Genomic DNA, 17136 nt, shown 5'->3' with positions numbered 1-17136 from the left:
GGCGCCCAGTTCTATCTGAAAAGTGGCGCCGCAATTGAATTGCTCTGGGAACGTACTTTATCGGCTAATAGATGTTGATGCAAACACTCATTTGACATATCTATATGCAGGATTTGATCTGGCGCAAAGCCAGTGTGGGTGAGCCTCTCGGGCAGATCATGGACATTTTTCGTGATTTCCCGGCCTGTGACATCCCCGCATCACTCAGGGAATTCCTGACGCATTTCCCCTCCGCTCTCAGGAAGCGCCCGATACTTGGCGGTACAACAAAAACGTAAAGTTCTCTCCATACCAGCTGCACAGCGAAGTCCGAGCAAGGGGCGAGGACCAGGCAGCGATCAGGGAGAGATCACATGTTCAATGCCAAGAAAAACCGCTTCGTTGCCGCCACCGTCGCCGCCGTCGTCCTGGCCTCCAGCGCACCTGCTTCCTTCGCCGCCACCGCCAGCGGCACGCTGACCATCAGCGCCTCGGTGGTTGCCGCCTGCACCGTGGTCGGTTCGGCCATCGCCTTCGGCGCCTACACCCAGAGTGTGGTCAACCAGTCCGGCACCATCACCGTGCTTTGCACCAACGGTACCGCCTACAACGTCGGTCTGGATGCCGGCACCGGCACCGGTTCCACCGTCGGCAACCGCAAGATGAGCGCGGCCGGCGGCGGCACCCTGAACTACGCGCTGTACCGCGATGCAGCCCGCACCAGCAACTGGGGTTCGACCATCGGCACCGATACCGCTACCGGTACCGGCTCGGGCCTGACCCAGACGCTGACCGTGTATGGCCAGATCGCCGCCGCACAGACACCACTGGCAGGCGCCTATTCGGACACCGTCACCGTCACCTTGACCTACTGATTTTGTAACGGCGAGGCCGCCTGCGTTCACCGCAGCGGCCCTCGTCGCGCCACACCGGATTACCGGGTAGCCCTGAGGGGGGCTGACTTTTGGGCGTGCTTCCGCAAGGAGGTGCGCCTTTTTTTTGTTTGTGATGCAATAGCGGCCTGATTGTTTGCGAGAAGGGTAGGCAAGCCATGCGTATGGTCCGCTCCATCTGTTGCGCCCTGGTGGCATTTTCCTTGCTGAGCTTGCCCTGGGTGGCGGCGCAGGCACAGGCAGCACCCGCTACCCCGGCCGTCGTCCCGGTACCGGTGCCAGCCGGGGGCACGGCCGCGCCCACGCCGGTGGCCAGTGACATCACGCGCAGTTGCGCCGCCGGGGCCGGTTGCGTGCTCACCTGCCTGAACATGGCCGGCGAGACCGTGCTCACCGAAACCGCGACGCGGGCGGTGCGTAGCATTTCGCTCTCGAATGGCAACAGTGAGTTCCGTCTGGATAATGGCAATGCCGGCATCAACGTGGTGCTGGTCTCGCATGACAACCTGATGTGCAAGCTCAGCGGTGGGGTGCTGTAAGGCCCTGGTTGCCCAGCAGTTTTTCCCGCACCGATTCTTCCTCCGCATGGGCGGCGCTGGCGCGGGCCAGGTCGGACAGGGAAAGCATCCCCACCAGCTGCCGGCGTTCCGGGCCGGCCACCACCGGCAGTCGCGCCACGCCCAGTCGCGCCATCATGCCGGCGGCGGTGCGCGCGCTCAGGTGCGGCAGCAGATAGCCACGATCCGGTTCCAGCAGCAGGCCGCAGACCTGGGCCGGATCGGCCGCCTCCAGCGTGCGCAGGGCCAGTATGCCCAGCAGCTGACGTCCATGGGTCACCGGATAGTAGCGATGCACGTGGGCGGCAGCGCGGCAGTGCGCCAGCGCGGCGCCGGCCGGCAGGGCCGCATCCAGCGTCTGCGGGGCGGACATCAGGTCTTCCACATGCATGCGCTCCAGCGGATCGACGCCGTATTCGCGATGCACGTGCAGGCCACGCCGGGCAATCTTCTCGGTCATGATGGAGCGCTTCATCCATAGCACGTTGACCCCGTAGGCCACGGCGGTGGTGGCGATCAGGGGCAGCAGGGCGTTGCTGGCATGGGTCAGGCCGAAGGCGAAGACGATAGCGGTGAGCGGTGCGCCCAGCACGCTGCCCAGCACACCGGCCATGCACACCAGCGGCCACAGCCCGGGGGAGCCGCCCGGCAGCCACGGGGCCAGCACCAGTCCCAGGCCGGCACCCATCATCAGCAGCGGCGCCAGTACCCCGCCCGAGGTCCCTGAGCCCAGCGCCAGCAACCAGATCACCGCCTTGACCAGCAGCAGCGCCAGCGCCGCCGAGATCAGCATGTGCTGGTTCAGCAGGTCGGCGATGACGTCATAGCCCACGCCCAGCGCACGCGGCTGCAGCAGTCCGCCCAGGCCGACGGCAATGCCGCCCAGGGCCGGCCACCACATCCAGTGCAGCGGCAGGCGATGGAAACCATCCTCGATGCGATACAGCGCCAGCGTCAGCAGCGCCGCCAGGCTGCCGCTGGCCAGGCCGGCCGCCAGGCAGGAGAGCAGGGCCATCGGGGCCGGTGCGGTCACCTGCAAGGGAAACAGCACCCCCGCCTCCAGCACCCAGGGCCGCAGGAAGCCGGCGACCGCGCAGGCCAGCGTCACCGGCAAGAGGCTGCGCGGACGCAGTTCGAACAGCAGCAGCTCCACCGCCAGCAACACCGCCGCCAGCGGCGTGCCAAAGATTGCCGTCATGCCCGCGCAGGCGCCGCAGACCAGCAGGGTCTTGCGCTCGGCCGCCGTCAGGTGCAGCCATTGCCCCAGCAGCGAACCCACCGAGCCGCCGGTCATGATGATCGGCCCTTCGGCGCCAAAGGGGCCACCGCTGCCGATGACGATGCCCGAGGACAGGGGCTTGAGCACGGCCACCTTGGGCGACATGCGGCTCTTGCCGAACAGGATGGCCTCGATGGCTTCGGGGATGCCGTGACCGCGGATCTTGTCACTGCCATAACGGGCCATCAGGCCGACGATCAGGCCGCCCGCCACCGGCAGCAGCGCGGCGATCCAGCCCAGCGTATGCGAGGCCGGGGAACTGGCGGCAAAGGACAGGCGCTGGAAGTAGAACAGGTTGGTGAAGAGCGCGATGAGCTTCAGCAGCAGCCAGGCGGCGCCGGTGGAGAGGGCGCCGATCAGCAGTGCGATGACGCACAGGTAGGGTAGCCGCCGGTCGGCAGTGTAGTCGCGTTTGTGTTTCATGCCGGAGTCAGGATGAGGCGCTGCCTGCCAGACTCACTGCGAGTGAAGGCCGGCCAGCGCAAAGGGATAGGCCTGAAATATATCACACTATGATATAAGTGGTTGAAACGTGCCTGCCTGCTTGCCTCTGCTCTTTTTGATGCGCTGGTGGAACCTTGAATCCTGCAGCAACCGCCAGAACGACAACGCCGCCGCAGGTTGACCCTGGGGCGGCGTTGGCTGGCCGGCGATTAGCGAGAAACGCAGTCGCGGCGGATCAGGCCTTGAACTGCAAGGCGTTGGTCAGGTCGCCCATGGGCTGCTGGCCACGCGCGATCATGGCTTCGTCGCGTTGCTTGAGACCGTCCAGCTTTTCCAGGCCGAAGGTGCGGGTGATCAGGCGCAGGATGGAGGCGGTGTCGTAGATGGTGTGGTCCACCGTCCCCTTGCGGGCAAAGGGCGAGACCACCAGCGCCGGCACGCGGGTGCCGGGTCCCCAGCGATCGCCCTTGGGCGGGGCCACGTGATCCCACCAGCCGCCGTTTTCGTCGAAGGTGATCACCACCACCATGTTCTTCCACTGCGGGCTGGCCTGCAGGCTCTTGATGATGTGCGCGATGTGACGGTCGCCGGAGGCGATGTCGGCATAGCCGGCGTGCAGGTTGAGGTTGCCCTGGGGCTTGTAGAAGCTCACCGGCGGCAGGCGGCCAGCCTCGACATCGGCCAGGAAGCGGTTGCTGCGCGATTCGTCGCCCAGGCCACCGTCACGCAGGCGCTTGTTGCGCTCGGCCGGGTTGTCCGGCCCCAGATTCTTGAAGTAGTTGAAGGGCTGGTGGTGGTATTGGAAATTGGGAATCTTGGGAATGCCCTTGGAGTCCTTGAACTCGTCCAGCGTGGCCTGCCAGGCGCCGGCATACCAGGCCCAGTCGATGCCCTTCTTGTTGAGCTTGTCGCCGATGTGTTCGTGCACCTGCGGCACCAGCACGCTGGGCTGGTTGGGTTCGGCATAGGCCGGGTTGTTGCGGTCGCGGCTCCAGGTCGGCCAGTACGGCGGGGCCATGGTGTTGACCGCGTAGCCGTCCGGGGTGAGTGCGCTGGGGCCGAACTTGGGCGGACCTTGCAGGGCGCTGGCCGGGCTGTTTTCGGCCGGTACCAGTTGGGGCGAGAGCGGATCGTTGTTGCGGGTCTTGGCCACCTGGGTGCGCGAGACCGAATTCATCACGTCCGGATAGAAGGGCGGGGCTGCGCAGATCAGGTACTGGTGGTTCAGGAAGGAACCACCGAAGGCGCCCTGGAAGAAGTTGTCGCACAGCACGAACTCACGTGCTACGTCCCACAGGCGCAGGTTGTAGCGGGTGTCGGCGTAATGTCCCATGGTCAGGCCGCCGGAGTCGGCCCAGGCCACGAAACCGTCATTCTTGCCGCCGTTGATCTGCATCTGGTTCTGGTAGAACACGTGCCACAGGTCACGCGTGACCAGGCCCAGCGGCAGGGCTTCGCCTTGCGGTCCCTTGAGCGCGTAGGGTGCATTGGGCAAGTCGGTCTGGTATTGCTTGCCGGCCGGGTAGGTCACGCCTTCAATGCTCTGTTCCTGGATCGCCACACCGCTCCAGACCGGTGGCAATTGCTTGAGCAGGCTGCCGTCGCGGTCACGCTGCTGGTAGTCGGAGGCCTTGACCGAGGACAGCGGCTTTTCCAGGCCGGGGAAATCGGCGAAGAGATTGTTGAAGCTGCGGTTTTCGGCGTAGATGACCACGACGGTCTTGACGTTATCGCGCAGGGCGCGATCCAGCGCGGCGGCGTCGGCCGGATTGCCGCTGGGGTAAGGGGCCGGTCCCTGGCCCTCGGTGGCGCAGGCGGCCAGCGCGCTGCCGGCACCCAGCGCGGCCATGCCGCCCAGGAAGCGGCGGCGGCCAGGATGAGGGAAGGGCGTGGAGGAATCTTCGGACGCGGGCTGACTGCCGGCGATGTCGTCGTCGTGCTGGCTCATGGATGAGTTTCCTGTCGGATATTGTTGTGGGGTTGGCGCGTAGCGGGGGGGAGCTTAGCGCGACCATATGACAAGGATGTGTCGTTTTGCCTTATCGGGCAAGTTGCTAGCGAAAAATGTGAAGAAACCTACACCAAGAGACAATGAAAAATTGCGTAAAGTAAAAGGTAGGATACCGGGCGCTCGGCTGGATGCCTCTACAATGACACGACGTTATCCGGCTGCGCTCAAGGCGCAGCAGGGCCCGCCAGGCGGGCCTGACCGGGGCGACGGGCCAAGGGACGGGTCGCGGCGCCCAGGTTGCTGCGGATCAGTTTGTCGAGGGGATCATTTTGCTCAGAGCTTTTCAATACCTGTTCATCGCTGCGGGTTTTACCGTTTTCATGTTGTTCACGCTGCTGCTGGCCGTCACCGAGCCCATGGTGTAGGCGAAGCCCCGCGCTAGCGGCGCTGCAGGACCGGCTTGCCGGACCGGTTCACGGCAACGAACAAGCCCATCAGTGCAATGAAGCTGGCCAGCAGCAGGCTGGCGTTGAGCAGCACGCGCGGATAACCGAGCGCATTGACATCGATGAAGGGGTAGGGGTAGAAGCCCGACAAGGCCCCGCGCCATAGCGTGAGCACCAGGTAGCCCAGCGGATACACCAGCCACAGCAGGGACTTGCGCAGCGAGGTCCTGAACACCGGCACGAAAAAAATCCAGTAGGCAATGGCCAGCAGCGGCACCACCGTATGCAGGCTCTCATTGACCAGCGCACGGAAACCCGTCGGCGTCCACAGGTGACGCAACAAGAGGTTGTACGCAATCCCCACGAAGGCCAGATAGGCCACCACTGCCGAAATCACCGAGGGCTGCCGGAAGAAGCGGCTCAGGGGCGTCTTCAGCGAAAAAGCCAGCGAGGTAAAGCACAGTGCGCTCATCAGGATGGTGAGGTTGGTCAGGTACATGCTCAGCCGGTCCAGTCCGTCGAGCACGCCGCCGCCGCGTGCCAGCAGGCGGCCGATGGTGATGTCGGTCTGCGCCACGAAGGCAAACCAGCTGATGACGGCGATCAGCGTCGCCACCGCCCGCGCTGCGGCCGAGTCGCGGCGGGCCGGGAAAAGTTGGGCGCCAAAGGAATCCAGCGATTCCGGCAAGGGGATCTGTTCGTGGCTCATGGTGTGGTCAGGGGTGCGGGAGAACAGCGGCGCGCAGGCAGGGGCCTGGCAGCGCAACGTCAAAGAGCATCATCATAAATCGGCTGGGCCGGATGTGCTGGTGCGATGACATTCACTTTCATCGCTTACATCGGCTCACATCCTCAAGATCTTTCGCCGCGTTGCCGTATGTATTTTTGTACTCGTCCGGCGCGCCGGGATGACGGTTTTCGATGATCCTCTTCGGCCCCATGGAGCGAGAAAGGAAGAGAATGTTTGGGGCGCAAAAGACTAAGTTTTTTAAGTGTCGTTCAGCTCCTGAAAGTCCTTTGATAAAAAACGCTGATGGCCTTGCGAGGCATATCCAGAGCGGATTGCAACAGGGTTCGTGTCGCCTGCAGGCGACGCATCGTCGAAGGTAACTGTTACATTTTTTTTAGTTACAAGGCGCTTCAAAATATAAATAATTTGCTCTGTATTCACTGCGGCGAAACAGGTTCTTCGCTGTTACAAAATTGTCGTGAACTTTGCAAAAGGCATCCTGCCGAACCGCACAGGTTTCCTCCCGGACAATGCCTGACGGCATCGCTTCGAGGTGGCGCATCCTGGTCCTAGACCGTTGTCGCCACTTCGGGAGGGTTCAACCTGACGGCGTTGCGACGTGTCGCTGATCATTCGCTCGGAGATCCGCATCACATCCGGTTCCCTGCAGCGGCTCTCTCAGGGCATCGCAACGTTTTCGTGCGCACTGTTGTGCACGCTCATCTTCGCGCGTCATTTCGCGTGTAGTTTTTTTCGCCTCAGGCACCACCATTTCAGGAGATCACATGCTTCGCTCGGAATCCCTCTTCGGCAAACGCGAAACCAGCTCGACCAACTCCCCGTTCAGCAGTGCGGGCAACAGCGTCTCTTCTTCTACAGGCGGCAATGTGACCAGCGTCAATAAACCCAACCAGTATCCCTCTTCCGTTTCCAGCACCTCTGGCAGCGCGCCTGCGGCGAGTGAAGAGACCGGCAGCAAGCTCACCGTCGGCCCCAACATCAAGGTCAAGGGGGAGATCGAGGACTGCGACACCCTGGTGGTGGAAGGCAAGGTGCAGGCCACCATCAACTGCCGCGTGGTGCAGATCGCCGAACGTGGCGCCTTCAAGGGCTCGGCCGAGATCGACCTGGCCGAGATCCGTGGCGAGTTCGATGGCGACCTGACGGTGCGCCAGAAGCTGGTCATCTATGCTAGCGGCAAGGTCACCGGCAAGATCCGCTACGGCAAGCTGGTCATCGAAGAGGGCGGCCAACTGGCGGGTGATCTGCAGGTCGGTGGCGGGCACGAGCAGAAGGATCTGCTGCAGAAGACTGCCTGAGAGCCACTGCGGGTGGTGGCGGGTGCGGCGCACCGGCCGCCATCCAGGGATGGGCTGACGTAGGGGCTTAGGCGATGGTGTAGCCGGGTTTCTTTATGGAAACCTAGTTGTGCTTGGCGTCATCTGTGCACTTCGACGCTCAATTACGCTCATTTTTTCGTAATTGACGGGTTGGCTTGCGTGCATGGCGTCTCATCGTGGCGCGGGATTTGTCCGCGTCGCCCGGCCGTGCGACAATAGCGCCTTTCGTCCTTTTAGCCGGCCTGCCAGGCCGGTGGTGACGCCAGCCCGGCGTTACCTGTGGGGACGCTGGCGCTTTTCAGTACATTCTCATGGCTCACCCGGAATACATCCTTACCTTGTCCTGCCTGGACCAGCGCGGCATCGTGCATCGCGTCTCGGGCTTCCTGGCCGATCACGGCTGCAACATCATCGATTCGGCGCAGTTTGGCGATGCGCAATCCAAGCTTTTCTTCATGCGCGTGCATTTCTCTTCGGAGGACGCGGCGGTGTCGGATGCGGCGCTGCGGGCCGATTTCGGGCTGCTGGGGGATGCGCTGCAGATGAACTGGCAGTTGCATGATGCGGGCAAGAAGCCCCGCGTGATGCTGATGGTGTCCAAGATCGGGCATTGTCTGAACGATCTGCTGTTCCGCTATAAGAGTGGTCTGCTGCCGGTGGAGATTCCGGCGATCGTGTCGAACCATACGGATTTCTATCAGCTGGCGGCGAGCTATAACATTCCTTTCCATCATCTGCCGTTGGCGACCGGTGCGCCGGCTGAGGTGAAGCGGGTGCAGGAGCAGCGCATCATGGAAATCGTGGATGCGAACCAGATCGATCTGGTGGTGCTGGCGCGTTATATGCAGATTCTGTCGCCGGAGATGTGCGAGGCTTTGCGTGGGCGGGCGATCAATATCCACCATTCCTTCCTGCCGAGTTTCAAGGGGGCGAAGCCTTATTATCAGGCCCATGATCGGGGGGTGAAGCTGATCGGGGCGACGGCGCACTTTGTGACGGGTGATCTGGATGAGGGGCCGATCATCGAGCAAGGGGTGGAGCGGGTGGATCACTCCATGGGGCCGGATACGCTGACTGCCATCGGGCGGGATATCGAGTGTGTGGTGTTGGCGCGGGCTGTGAAGTGGTTTACCGAGCATCGGATTCTGCTCAATGGGCATAAGACCGTGATCTTCAACTGATCCTTGCTGTATTGAACTTGGACGCCGTCTGGCTTTGGCTGGGCGGCGTTTTTGTTTTCTTGGTTCTGTGTCGGTTTTGCTGTTGGAGGGCCGGTAGCCTGCACGGGCTGCTGTGCCGCGCTCTGGCTTAAGCTCTTTCTTTCTCCGGTCGCAAGGGAGCGCCGGGGGCGGCCCGGCAGCCGCTCACTTTCTTTGGCCCGCCAAAGAAAGTAAGCAAAGAAAACGGCCCCCAAGAGCCAGCCCTCCTGCGGAGGGTTCCCGCCGGAGTGAAGCCGCAAGTGGGAAAAATAGAGTCGCTTCGCTCCCACTATTTTTCTGATCCACTTGCGGCTTCACTCCGGCGGCTGGCTCCCAAGGGGGAAAGCGTGACCGGCTCGCCTTCGGCCTCGCGGTGCGTCGCTCGCCTTCGGCTTCGCGCTCTTGCCATCCTTGGGAATTGCTTCCGGGCTTACTTCACTTATTTTCTCTTGCCGGGTACTGCTCGCGCATGACGCGCTTGTTCAGCTTGCCTACGCTGGTGCGGGCCAGTTCGGTGACGAACTGGACGCGGTCAGGTACGCCGTAGCGGGAGATGGTGCCGGCTTCGGCGGCAGCCATGACGTGGCGGCGGATGTCTTCTTCATTCACGCCTGTGCTGTCTTTCTTCAGTACTACCAGGGCGATCGGGCGCTCTCCCCATTTGCCGTCCTGGATGCCAATGACCGCGGTTTCGGCGACGGCGGGGTGGCGGGTGATGATGTCTTCGATCTGAAGCGATGAGACCCATTCGCCTCCGGTCTTGATGACGTCCTTGATGCGGTCGGTGACCTGCAGGTAGCCTTCGGCGTCAATGTGGCCAATGTCCTGGGTGTGCAGCCAGCCACCGTGCCAGAGGTCTTCCGAGGCTTCGGGCTGGTGCAGGTAGCCCTGGGTGAGCCAGGGGGCGCGGACGACGACTTCTCCTGTGCTCTTGCCGTCATGCGGGCAGTCGTTCATCTCGCCGTCGACCGTGCGTAGCGCTACCAGGGGCAGCGGGCGGCCAGTCTTCAGGCGCAGGGTGGTTTCTCGGTCGCTGCCAAGGTCGGCGGTGGCGACCTGGGCCAGGGTCAGGACCGGGCAGGTCTCGGACATGCCGTAGCCGGTGAAGACGTCAAGTCCGCGCTCCAATGCGGCCTTGGCCAGGGCGCCGGTCATGGCGGAGCCGCCGATGATCATCTTCCAGCCGGAGAGGTCGGTCTCGCGGGCCTGTTCCGATGACAGGATCATCTGCAGGATGGTCGGTACGCAATGCGAGAAGGTGACCTTTTCTTCGCGGATCAGGCGGCAGATGGTGTCGGGGACGTAGCGGCCAGGGTAGACCTGCTTGACGCCGGCCATGGTCGCGACATACGGCAGGCCCCATGCGTGGACGTGGAACATCGGGGTCAGTGGCATGTAGACGTCGTCGCGGTGCAGGCGGCCTTGCTGCGGGGCCAGCGCCAGGCCGGCGGTGGTGCCCAGGGTGTGCAGGACCAGTTGCCGGTGGCTGAAGTAGACGCCCTTGGGCAGGCCGGTGGTGCCGGTGGTGTAGAAGGTGGTGGCGCGGGCGTTTTCGTCGAAGTCGGGGAAGCTGTAGCGGGCGTCGGCCTCGGCCAGCAGTTCTTCGTATTCGCCGGCAAAGCCAGGGCCGCGGGGGCAGGGGGTGCCGTCGTCGGTGAGCAGTACGCAGCGGGTCAGGGTGGTGAGTTCGCCCCGGATCTGCTTGAGTACCGGCATGAAATCGGAATTGACCAGCAGGACGTCGGCCTGCGCATGGTTCAGGGTGTAGGCGATCTGCTCCGGCGACAGGCGCACGTTGACCGTCTGCAGCACGCATCCCATCATCGGTACGGCAAAGAAGCATTCGAGATAGCGGTTGCTGTCCCAGTCCATCACCGCCACGGTGTTGCCGGCCTGGACGCCCATTTCCTTGAGCACGTTGGCCAGGCGCTGTACCCGCTGGTAGAAGCCGGCATAGGTGAGGCGGCGCTGGCCGTAAATGATTTCCTGGTCGGGGGCGGTGGACAGGGCGCTGTGCAGCAATTGCTTGATCAGCAGTGGATAGCCATAGGCCGAGGGCGTTTGCTGGATCACTTGGGGCATACCGGGTCTCCTCTGTTGTGTCGGCGCGATGGCCTGTTATGGAAAAAAACCGATGATACCGCCAACGCCCCAGGGGAATGGTCGTCGGGACGACGAAATTTACATCCGGCAATGTGCCTTCAGTCCGCCGCCCCGCACCCGTCGGTGCTGATCAGTTCCGGCTTTCCAGCGAGGTGACGGTGAGGGCGCCATCGATACGGTCGGCGGTGAAGCTGATCTTCTCGCCTTCGTGGGCGCGTCCGATGATCTCCGGTGTGGCCTTGAAGACCATGGTCATGCCCGACATCTGCAGGTTGGGGATGTCGCCGTGGCGGATGGTGAGCTTGCCGGCGGCGGCGTCGACCTTGCGGATTTCGCCATCGACCTTGGGGGCGGTGCCCTGGGCATGGAGGCCCAGCGCGGGCAGCGAGAGAGCCAGGGTGAGGAGGAGGGTGCGTAACATGATGCTTCCTTTCTTGATGGTGTAAAGCTGAAGTTGTCGGGGTGGCTGGTTCAGTGGCCTGGTCAGTGGCCGTGATGGCCGCCCGGCTTGACCACGTCCAGCGTGGCTGGCGTGGTATGACTGCCGACCGCGCGCCTGGCCTCGGGCATCTCTCCCCGCCATTCGCGGGCCACCGTGCCGCTGGGGGCGCGGTACCAGCCGGGGTCGCGATAATCGTCGCGGGCCAGGTGGCGGCGTACCTTGACGGTGCTGAACATGCCGCCCATTTCGATGGGACCGTAGGGGCCGGTCCCGGTCATCATCGGCAAGGTGTTCTCGGGCAGTGGCATCTCCATGCCGTCCATCGAGCCACCCTTGTCACCCATGGCCATGTAGTCGGGAATGAGCTTGCTGATCTTCTCGACCACCCGTGACTGGTCCACGCCGATCATGGTCGGGACGTCGTGACCCATGGCGTTCATGGTGTGGTGGGCCTTGTGACAGTGCAGCGCCCAGTCGCCTTCCTCGGTGGCGTCGAACTCGATGGCGCGCATCTGGCCCACGGCGATGTCGGTGGTGACCTCGGGCCAGCGTGCCGCCGGAGGCACCCAGCCACCATCGGTGCCGGTGACGCTGAATTCGTGACCGTGCAGGTGCAGGGGGTGGTTGGTCATGGTCAGGTTGCCCACGCGGATGCGCACGCGGTCGTTCTGTCGCACCACCAGCGGGTCGATGCCGGGGAAGGCGCGGCTGTTCCAGGTCCACAGATTGAAGTCCAGCATGGTGCTGACCTTGGGCACGGCCGCACCGGGTGCGATGTCGTAGGCATTCATCAGGAATACGAAGTCGCGGTCCACCCGCATTGCATTGGGGTCCTTGGGATGGGTGACCCAGAAGCCCATCATGCCCATGGCCATCTGCACCATTTCGTCGGCATGCGGGTGGTACATGAAGGTACCGGCGCGCCGGGCGGTGAATTCATAGACATAGGTCTTGCCCGGCGGGATGGCCGGTTGGGTCAGGCCGGACACACCGTCCATGCCGTTGGGCAGGCGCTGGCCGTGCCAGTGCACCGAGGTCGCCTCGGGCAGCTTGTTGGTGACGAAGATGCGCACCCGGTCGCCTTCCACCACTTCGATGGTGGGGCCGGGGCTCTGGCCGTTATAGCCCCACAGATTGGCTTTCATGCCGGGGGCGATTTCACGCACTACCGGTTCGGCCACCAGGTGGAATTCCTTGACGCCGTTCTTCATGCGCCAGGGCAAGGTCCAGCCGTTGAGCGTGACCACCGCTTGATAGGGGCGGCCAGTGGCCGGTTGCAGCGGTGGCTGGGTGGCGGCGCTGGTCTGCAGTGCGGCCTCGGGCAGGCTGGCCGCGCCGACGCGGCTGACGGCGCCGGCCGTCACGGCGGTGGCGGCCAGGGCGGCGCCGCGCAGGAAGTGGCGGCGGTCCTTATCGCTCGGGTTCATGGTTGCTTTCCTTGGGTGGGGCGGCCGTTCAGGGCCAGTTGCAGGGCTGCGTCGGCGATCCAGAAATCGCGCTGGGCGTCGATGGCGGCGTTGACGGTGCTGGCCTGTTCGCGGGCATCGGCCAGCAGCGCGAAGACGCTCAGCAGCATGCCGTTGTAGCGCAGCAGGTTTTCTTCGGCGATGCGCTGGCGCAGCGGCAGCAACTGGTCGCGATAGCGTCGTGCCAGGGCGTAGGCATCCTGTCGTTGGCGCCAGGCTAGGCGCGCCTGGGCGCGGGCGTCCAGCACGGCGCCGGCCAGCTTGTGGGCGCCTTGCAGGTAGATCGCCTCGGCCTTGGCGACGCGGGCCTCGCCCCAGTCGAAGAGCGGGATCTCGATGGAGATCTCGTAGCCGATTTCGGGCGGCTTGCTGCTTTCGGACGTGCGCAGCGCGCCCAGGTCCAGCACGTTCACCAGGCGCGTGGCGCGGGTCAGGCCCAGCGAGCCTTGCAGACCTTCCAGTTCGGTGCGGGCGGCCTGTACGTCCAGCCGCTGTTGCAATGCCTGCTGCTCGACGTCGCCCAGGGCATCCAGTTGTGCGGGCAGGGCGGGCAGTTGGGCCGGCAGGGCGAAGTCGGGCGCCAGGCCCAGCAGGCGGGCCAGGGTTTCCTTGTCCTGTGCGGCCAGGCGCTGGGCCTGTTGCAGGCTGGCTTGCGCCTGGCCGTAGAAGAACTGCTCGCGGGCGGCGTCCAGTTTGCTGATGTTGCCCAGGCGGGCCATCTGCGCGGCCAGTTCGTGCGCGGCGTCGGCGGCGTCGGCGACCTGCTGCTGGTAGGTCAGGCCCTGTTGCGCGGCCACGGCCTGGTAATAGGCTTGCCGGGTCTGTGCGGCCAGCGCCAGCACGCGTGCGGCCAGCGACAGGCGGACCTGTTCGAAACGGCGCTGTTCGATGCGGGCGGTGGCCGGCATGGTCAGCAGGCGCATCAGGCCCAGCGACAGGCTGCGTTCGATCTTGATGTCATCACCGGCATGGGTGCGGGCAAAGGAAAAGCCGGGGTTGGGCAGGCGCCCGGCCTGGACCAGATCGGCTTCTGCCACGCCGAGTTCGGCGAAGGCGGCCTGCAGTTCGGGGTTGTTGATCAGGGCGATCTGTACCGCGTCATCGGCATTGGCCAGTCGGTTGGCCGTGGGGCCAGCGCTGCCATCGGCCTGCAAGAGCCGGGTGACGCGGTCCTGGCTGGCTTGGCGTTGTTCGGGCGTGCGGTTCCAGGCAGGTGCCTGGCCCAGGCGCTCGGTGCTGGTCTGCGCGAGCCGGTCGAAGCCGGCGTCGGGCGACAGCTGCGCGCAGCCGGCCAGCATGGCGCAGGCGGCCACGGCGGCCGCCCGCAAGGGGCGTGAAACATGGGGGATCATGAAATCCTCGTCTGATGATGATCGTCATCCGTGGCGCGCAGCACCGGGAGCAAAGGATGCGACGCGCAACGGGTCCAGGCTCAGGCGCACAGGGACGTGCGCAGGGCGGGATCAGGCGAGGGCAGGGGGACGGTCGGGGTTTTCCGGCAGGTGGCCGACGAAGCCGGCAGCCGGCTGCACGAGATAGTCGTGCGAGGGAAGATCGGGCGCGGGAACGGTAGCCAGCGCCAGCGGCAGGATGGCGCCCACCGTGCAGGCGGCGCAGAAGCTGCAGGAGGCGTTGGCGTGCTGCGTGCCATGCGGGGAAGCCGGTGCAGGATCGCTATCGGCCAGGGTTTGCGCCATCGGGTGATGGTGGGCGTGATGCTGTGCAGCCTGGTCGACAGGGGCGGCTTCGGCGGTCATGGCAGTGTCGCTCACCTGGCCGGCGTGGTGTTGTCCATGATGTTGTGTCGCTTGCATCGCCGGCGCGCAGGCCTGCAGCACGGCGGCGAAACCCTGGAGGGGGATCGCCAGCGCCAGCAGCCAGAGCAGGAGGATTTTTGCGCGCAGCATCATGGGCGCCAGTATAGTCGCTGTGCCGGTCGTGGATCAACCGGCCGGTTTGCGCTGGCGCAAGCCGCGCACCAGCCGCAGGCCGTTGAAGACCACGATCAGGCTGGCGCCCATGTCGGCGAACACGGCCATCCACAGCGAGCTCATCCCCACCAGCGCCAGCACCAGGAACACCGCCTTGATGCCCAGCGCGATGCTGATGTTCTGCACCAGCACGGCATGGGCCTGGCGCGAGAGGCCGATGAAGTCGGCGATCTTGCGCAGGTCGTCGTCCATCAGGGCGACATCGGCCGTCTCCAGGGCGGTGTCGGTACCAGCGGCGCCCATGGCAAAGCCGATATCGGCGCGTGCCAGGGCCGGGGCGTCGTTGATGCCGTCGCCGACCATGCCCACGCTGCGCTCGCCATGGCGCTGGCGCAACTGCTCGATGGCCTGCAGCTTGTCTTCCGGCAGCTGGTCGCCACGGACATCGGTGATGCCGGTCTGCCCGGCAATCGCCTGGGCAGTATGGCTGTTGTCGCCGGTCAGCATGACCACCTGCACGCCCATGGCCTGCAGTTCACTCACCGCCTGGCGGCTGCTGGGGCGCACCGTGTCGGCTACCGCCATCAGCAGTTCCGGGCGGCCGTCGCGGCACAGCAGGGTGGTGGTCTTGCCCTGCTTTTCGAAGCCTTGCAGGCGCGCCTCCAGTTCCGGGCTGCACTGGCCCAGTTCATGCACCAGGCGGTGGTTGCCCAGGTGCAGCAATTGCCCGTCGATGCGGCCTTGCACGCCGCGTCCGGCCAGGGCGGCGAATTCCTGCACCTCCAGTGCCTGCCTATCCTCTTGCATCTCCTCTTGCATCTCCTCTTGCATCTCCTCCTGCACGGCGATGGCGCGCGAGACCGGGTGGTCCGAGCGTGCCGCCAGCGACACGGCCAGTTGCAGCAGGGCCTGCTGGTCAGCGCCGGCCTGCAGCGAGACCACGTCGGTCAGGCGCGGCTTGCCGAAGGTCAGGGTACCGGTCTTGTCCACCGCCAGGGCGCGCAGGCGGCGTCCCTGTTCCAGATAGACGCCACCCTTGATCAGGATGCCGTGCCGGGCCGCCGAGGCCAGCCCGCTGACGATGGTCACCGGCGTGGAAATGACCAGTGCGCAGGGGCAGGCGATGACCAGCAGCACCAGCGCCTTGTACAGCCAGGGCTGGAAGGGCGCGCCGGCCAGCAAGGGCGGCAGCAGGGCCACCAGCACGGCCATCATCACCACCGCCGGGATGTAGTAGCGCGCGAAGTTGTCCACGAAGCGCTGGGTCGGGGCGCGCTGGCCCTGGGCCTGCTGCACACTCCTGACGATGCGCGAGAGGGTGGAGTCGGCCTGGGCGGCGCTGACCTGCATCTCGAAGGCGCCCTGTTCATTGATGGTGCCGGCGAAGACCGGATCGCCGGCCTGCTTGGCCACCGGGAGGCTCTCGCCGGTGATCGGCGCCTGGTTGATGCTGGTGCTGCCGCTGACCAGCAGGCCATCGAGCGGCACGCGCTCGCCCGGGGCCACGCGCACCATGGCGTCGACGGCCACGCTGGCGGCCGGCACGCTGTTCCAGCTGCCCTCGGCGCTGCGCACGGTAGCCATGTCCGGGGTCATCGCCATCAGGCCGGCGATGGCGTTGCGGGCGCGGTCCAGCGACAGCGCCTCGATCATCTCGGCCAGGGTGAACAGCACGATCACCACCGCCGCTTCCGGCCACTGACCGATCACGGCGGCGCCGATGACGGCCAGCGACATCAGGAAATTCATGTTCAGCGAGAAGTTGCGCAGGGCGATCCAGCCCTTCTTGAGCGTGCCCAGCCCACCCAGCAAGATGGCCGCCAGCGCCAGCGCGATCACCGGCAGCGAGCGTTCGTCGCCGCTGGTCCAGGCCAGCACCTCGGCGCCCAGGGCAGCCACGCTGGCCAGGCCCAGCAGCGCCCAGCGCCGGGCCGGGATGCGGTAGGCGGCCGCCTGGTCGGGCGCGTCGCGGCCGGCGTCGGCATCCAGCGAATCGGACTTCACGGCCGGCAGCATGTCCAGCGCCGTGAGGGTCGCGACCAGCGGCGCGATGGAGGGCAACTGGTGTTGCACCGTCAGTTCGCGCTGGATCAGGTTGAATTCCAGCGTACCCACTCCCTTCATATTGGAGAGGCGTTCACGGATCAGTTTTTCTTCAGTCGGGCAGTCCATCTTCTGAATGAAGAAGACCGCCTGTTCGGTCGCGCCGTCCAGCTTGTGCGGTGCCGCCACCGTTGCAACACTGTCGCAGGCGTGGCTGCCGCAGCAGGCTTGCGGCTGGGCGTGCTGGTGCTGCCCATGATCATGATGGTGATCGTGATCGTGATGATCGTGCTGGTGGTCATGCGCGTGCTTGTGATGGGTTCCGGTCATGCC

The 17136-nt window shown here is 64.9% G+C and carries 13 protein-coding genes; 4 read left to right on the top strand and 9 right to left on the bottom strand.

All coding sequences use genetic code 11. From position 1 onward, the window contains the following. Positions 1-353: 353 nt before the first annotated feature. Together I5R65_RS05275 and I5R65_RS05270 are read left to right on the top strand one after the other, a co-directional pair. Complete coding sequence (locus tag I5R65_RS05275) at positions 354-854, top strand: spore coat U domain-containing protein (RefSeq protein ID WP_180667301.1); 501 nt, start codon at positions 354-356, stop codon at positions 852-854. A gap of 176 nt (positions 855-1030) precedes the next feature. Next, positions 1031-1411 carry a hypothetical protein gene (locus I5R65_RS05270; RefSeq protein WP_231395058.1) on the top strand — a complete coding sequence of 127 codons (381 nt, stop codon included), beginning with the start codon at positions 1031-1033 and terminating at the stop codon, positions 1409-1411. Here I5R65_RS05270 and I5R65_RS05265 read toward each other — a convergent pair. The 3 genes from I5R65_RS05265 to I5R65_RS05255 all read right to left on the bottom strand — a co-directional run bounded on the left by I5R65_RS05265 (position 1392) and on the right by I5R65_RS05255 (position 6258). Continuing rightward, positions 1392-3131 carry a chloride channel protein gene (locus tag I5R65_RS05265; protein WP_180667303.1) on the bottom strand — a complete coding sequence of 580 codons (1740 nt, stop codon included), beginning with the start codon at positions 3129-3131 and terminating at the stop codon, positions 1392-1394. The two genes, I5R65_RS05270 and I5R65_RS05265, sit on opposite strands and share 20 nt — an antisense overlap. Positions 3132-3387: 256 nt before the next feature. Continuing rightward, entirely contained in the window at positions 3388-5100 is a 1713-nt protein-coding gene (locus I5R65_RS05260) for an acid phosphatase (protein ID WP_180667305.1), read from the bottom strand. A 441-nt stretch (positions 5101-5541) separates the two neighbouring features. After that, the gene (locus I5R65_RS05255; protein ID WP_180667307.1) at positions 5542-6258 is read right to left on the bottom strand and encodes a Pr6Pr family membrane protein; all 717 of its coding nucleotides are present in this window, start codon (positions 6256-6258) and stop codon (positions 5542-5544) included. A gap of 806 nt (positions 6259-7064) precedes the next feature. Here I5R65_RS05255 and I5R65_RS05250 point away from each other — a divergent pair. Together I5R65_RS05250 and purU are read left to right on the top strand one after the other, a co-directional pair. Continuing rightward, the gene (locus I5R65_RS05250) at positions 7065-7598 is read left to right on the top strand and encodes a polymer-forming cytoskeletal protein (RefSeq protein ID WP_180667309.1); all 534 of its coding nucleotides are present in this window, start codon (positions 7065-7067) and stop codon (positions 7596-7598) included. Positions 7599-7930: 332 nt separating this feature from the next. After that, positions 7931-8800 (top strand): formyltetrahydrofolate deformylase, encoded by an 870-nt coding sequence (gene purU, locus I5R65_RS05245; protein ID WP_180667311.1) that lies wholly within the window; start codon positions 7931-7933, stop codon positions 8798-8800. A gap of 453 nt (positions 8801-9253) precedes the next feature. Here the strand turns inward: purU and I5R65_RS05240 are convergent, their stop codons facing one another. The 6 genes from I5R65_RS05240 to I5R65_RS05215 all read right to left on the bottom strand — a co-directional run bounded on the left by I5R65_RS05240 (position 9254) and on the right by I5R65_RS05215 (position 17133). Continuing rightward, complete coding sequence (locus I5R65_RS05240; protein ID WP_180667313.1) at positions 9254-10900, bottom strand: fatty acid--CoA ligase; 1647 nt, start codon at positions 10898-10900, stop codon at positions 9254-9256. 151 nt (positions 10901-11051) lie between these two features. Continuing rightward, positions 11052-11342: a copper-binding protein gene (locus tag I5R65_RS05235; RefSeq protein WP_180667315.1), complete on the bottom strand. Its 291-nt coding sequence runs from the start codon at positions 11340-11342 to the stop codon at positions 11052-11054. A 62-nt stretch (positions 11343-11404) separates the two neighbouring features. Continuing rightward, the gene (locus I5R65_RS05230; protein ID WP_180667317.1) at positions 11405-12790 is read right to left on the bottom strand and encodes a multicopper oxidase family protein; all 1386 of its coding nucleotides are present in this window, start codon (positions 12788-12790) and stop codon (positions 11405-11407) included. Then, positions 12787-14181: a TolC family protein gene (locus I5R65_RS05225; protein WP_180667318.1), complete on the bottom strand. Its 1395-nt coding sequence runs from the start codon at positions 14179-14181 to the stop codon at positions 12787-12789. The genes I5R65_RS05230 and I5R65_RS05225 overlap by 4 nt, the downstream gene beginning before the upstream one ends. Before the next feature lie 111 nt (positions 14182-14292). Further along, positions 14293-14736, bottom strand: coding sequence for a hypothetical protein (locus I5R65_RS05220; RefSeq protein WP_231395057.1), 444 nt, complete (start codon positions 14734-14736; stop codon positions 14293-14295). 36 nt (positions 14737-14772) lie between these two features. Next, the gene (locus I5R65_RS05215; RefSeq protein ID WP_180667320.1) at positions 14773-17133 is read right to left on the bottom strand and encodes a heavy metal translocating P-type ATPase; all 2361 of its coding nucleotides are present in this window, start codon (positions 17131-17133) and stop codon (positions 14773-14775) included. Between the last annotated feature and the right edge of the window lie 3 nt (positions 17134-17136).

The sequence above is a fragment of the Herbaspirillum sp. AP02 genome, assembly GCF_015767275.1.
Classification (GTDB): domain Bacteria; phylum Pseudomonadota; class Gammaproteobacteria; order Burkholderiales; family Burkholderiaceae_D; genus Herbaspirillum.
Note: the sequence above shows the minus strand (reverse complement) of the source record. Positions and strands in the feature narration are given on the sequence as shown.

Excerpts from the sequence above, each read along its gene's own strand:
- I5R65_RS05255 (WP_180667307.1), bottom strand. The coding sequence starts at position 6,258 with ATGAGCCACGAACAGATCCCCTTGCCGGAATCGCTGGATTCCTTTGGC.
- I5R65_RS05250 (WP_180667309.1), top strand. The coding sequence starts at position 7,065 with ATGCTTCGCTCGGAATCCCTCTTCGGCAAACGCGAAACCAGCTCGACC.
- I5R65_RS05225 (WP_180667318.1), bottom strand. The coding sequence starts at position 14,181 with ATGATCCCCCATGTTTCACGCCCCTTGCGGGCGGCCGCCGTGGCCGCC.
- I5R65_RS05275 (WP_180667301.1), top strand. The coding sequence starts at position 354 with ATGTTCAATGCCAAGAAAAACCGCTTCGTTGCCGCCACCGTCGCCGCC.
- I5R65_RS05270 (WP_231395058.1), top strand. The coding sequence starts at position 1,031 with ATGCGTATGGTCCGCTCCATCTGTTGCGCCCTGGTGGCATTTTCCTTG.
- I5R65_RS05265 (WP_180667303.1), bottom strand. The coding sequence starts at position 3,131 with ATGAAACACAAACGCGACTACACTGCCGACCGGCGGCTACCCTACCTG.
- I5R65_RS05215 (WP_180667320.1), bottom strand. The coding sequence starts at position 17,133 with ATGACCGGAACCCATCACAAGCACGCGCATGACCACCAGCACGATCAT.
- I5R65_RS05220 (WP_231395057.1), bottom strand. The coding sequence starts at position 14,736 with ATGCTGCGCGCAAAAATCCTCCTGCTCTGGCTGCTGGCGCTGGCGATC.
- I5R65_RS05235 (WP_180667315.1), bottom strand. The coding sequence starts at position 11,342 with ATGTTACGCACCCTCCTCCTCACCCTGGCTCTCTCGCTGCCCGCGCTG.
- I5R65_RS05230 (WP_180667317.1), bottom strand. The coding sequence starts at position 12,790 with ATGAACCCGAGCGATAAGGACCGCCGCCACTTCCTGCGCGGCGCCGCC.
- I5R65_RS05260 (WP_180667305.1), bottom strand. The coding sequence starts at position 5,100 with ATGAGCCAGCACGACGACGACATCGCCGGCAGTCAGCCCGCGTCCGAA.
- purU (WP_180667311.1), top strand. The coding sequence starts at position 7,931 with ATGGCTCACCCGGAATACATCCTTACCTTGTCCTGCCTGGACCAGCGC.
- I5R65_RS05240 (WP_180667313.1), bottom strand. The coding sequence starts at position 10,900 with ATGCCCCAAGTGATCCAGCAAACGCCCTCGGCCTATGGCTATCCACTG.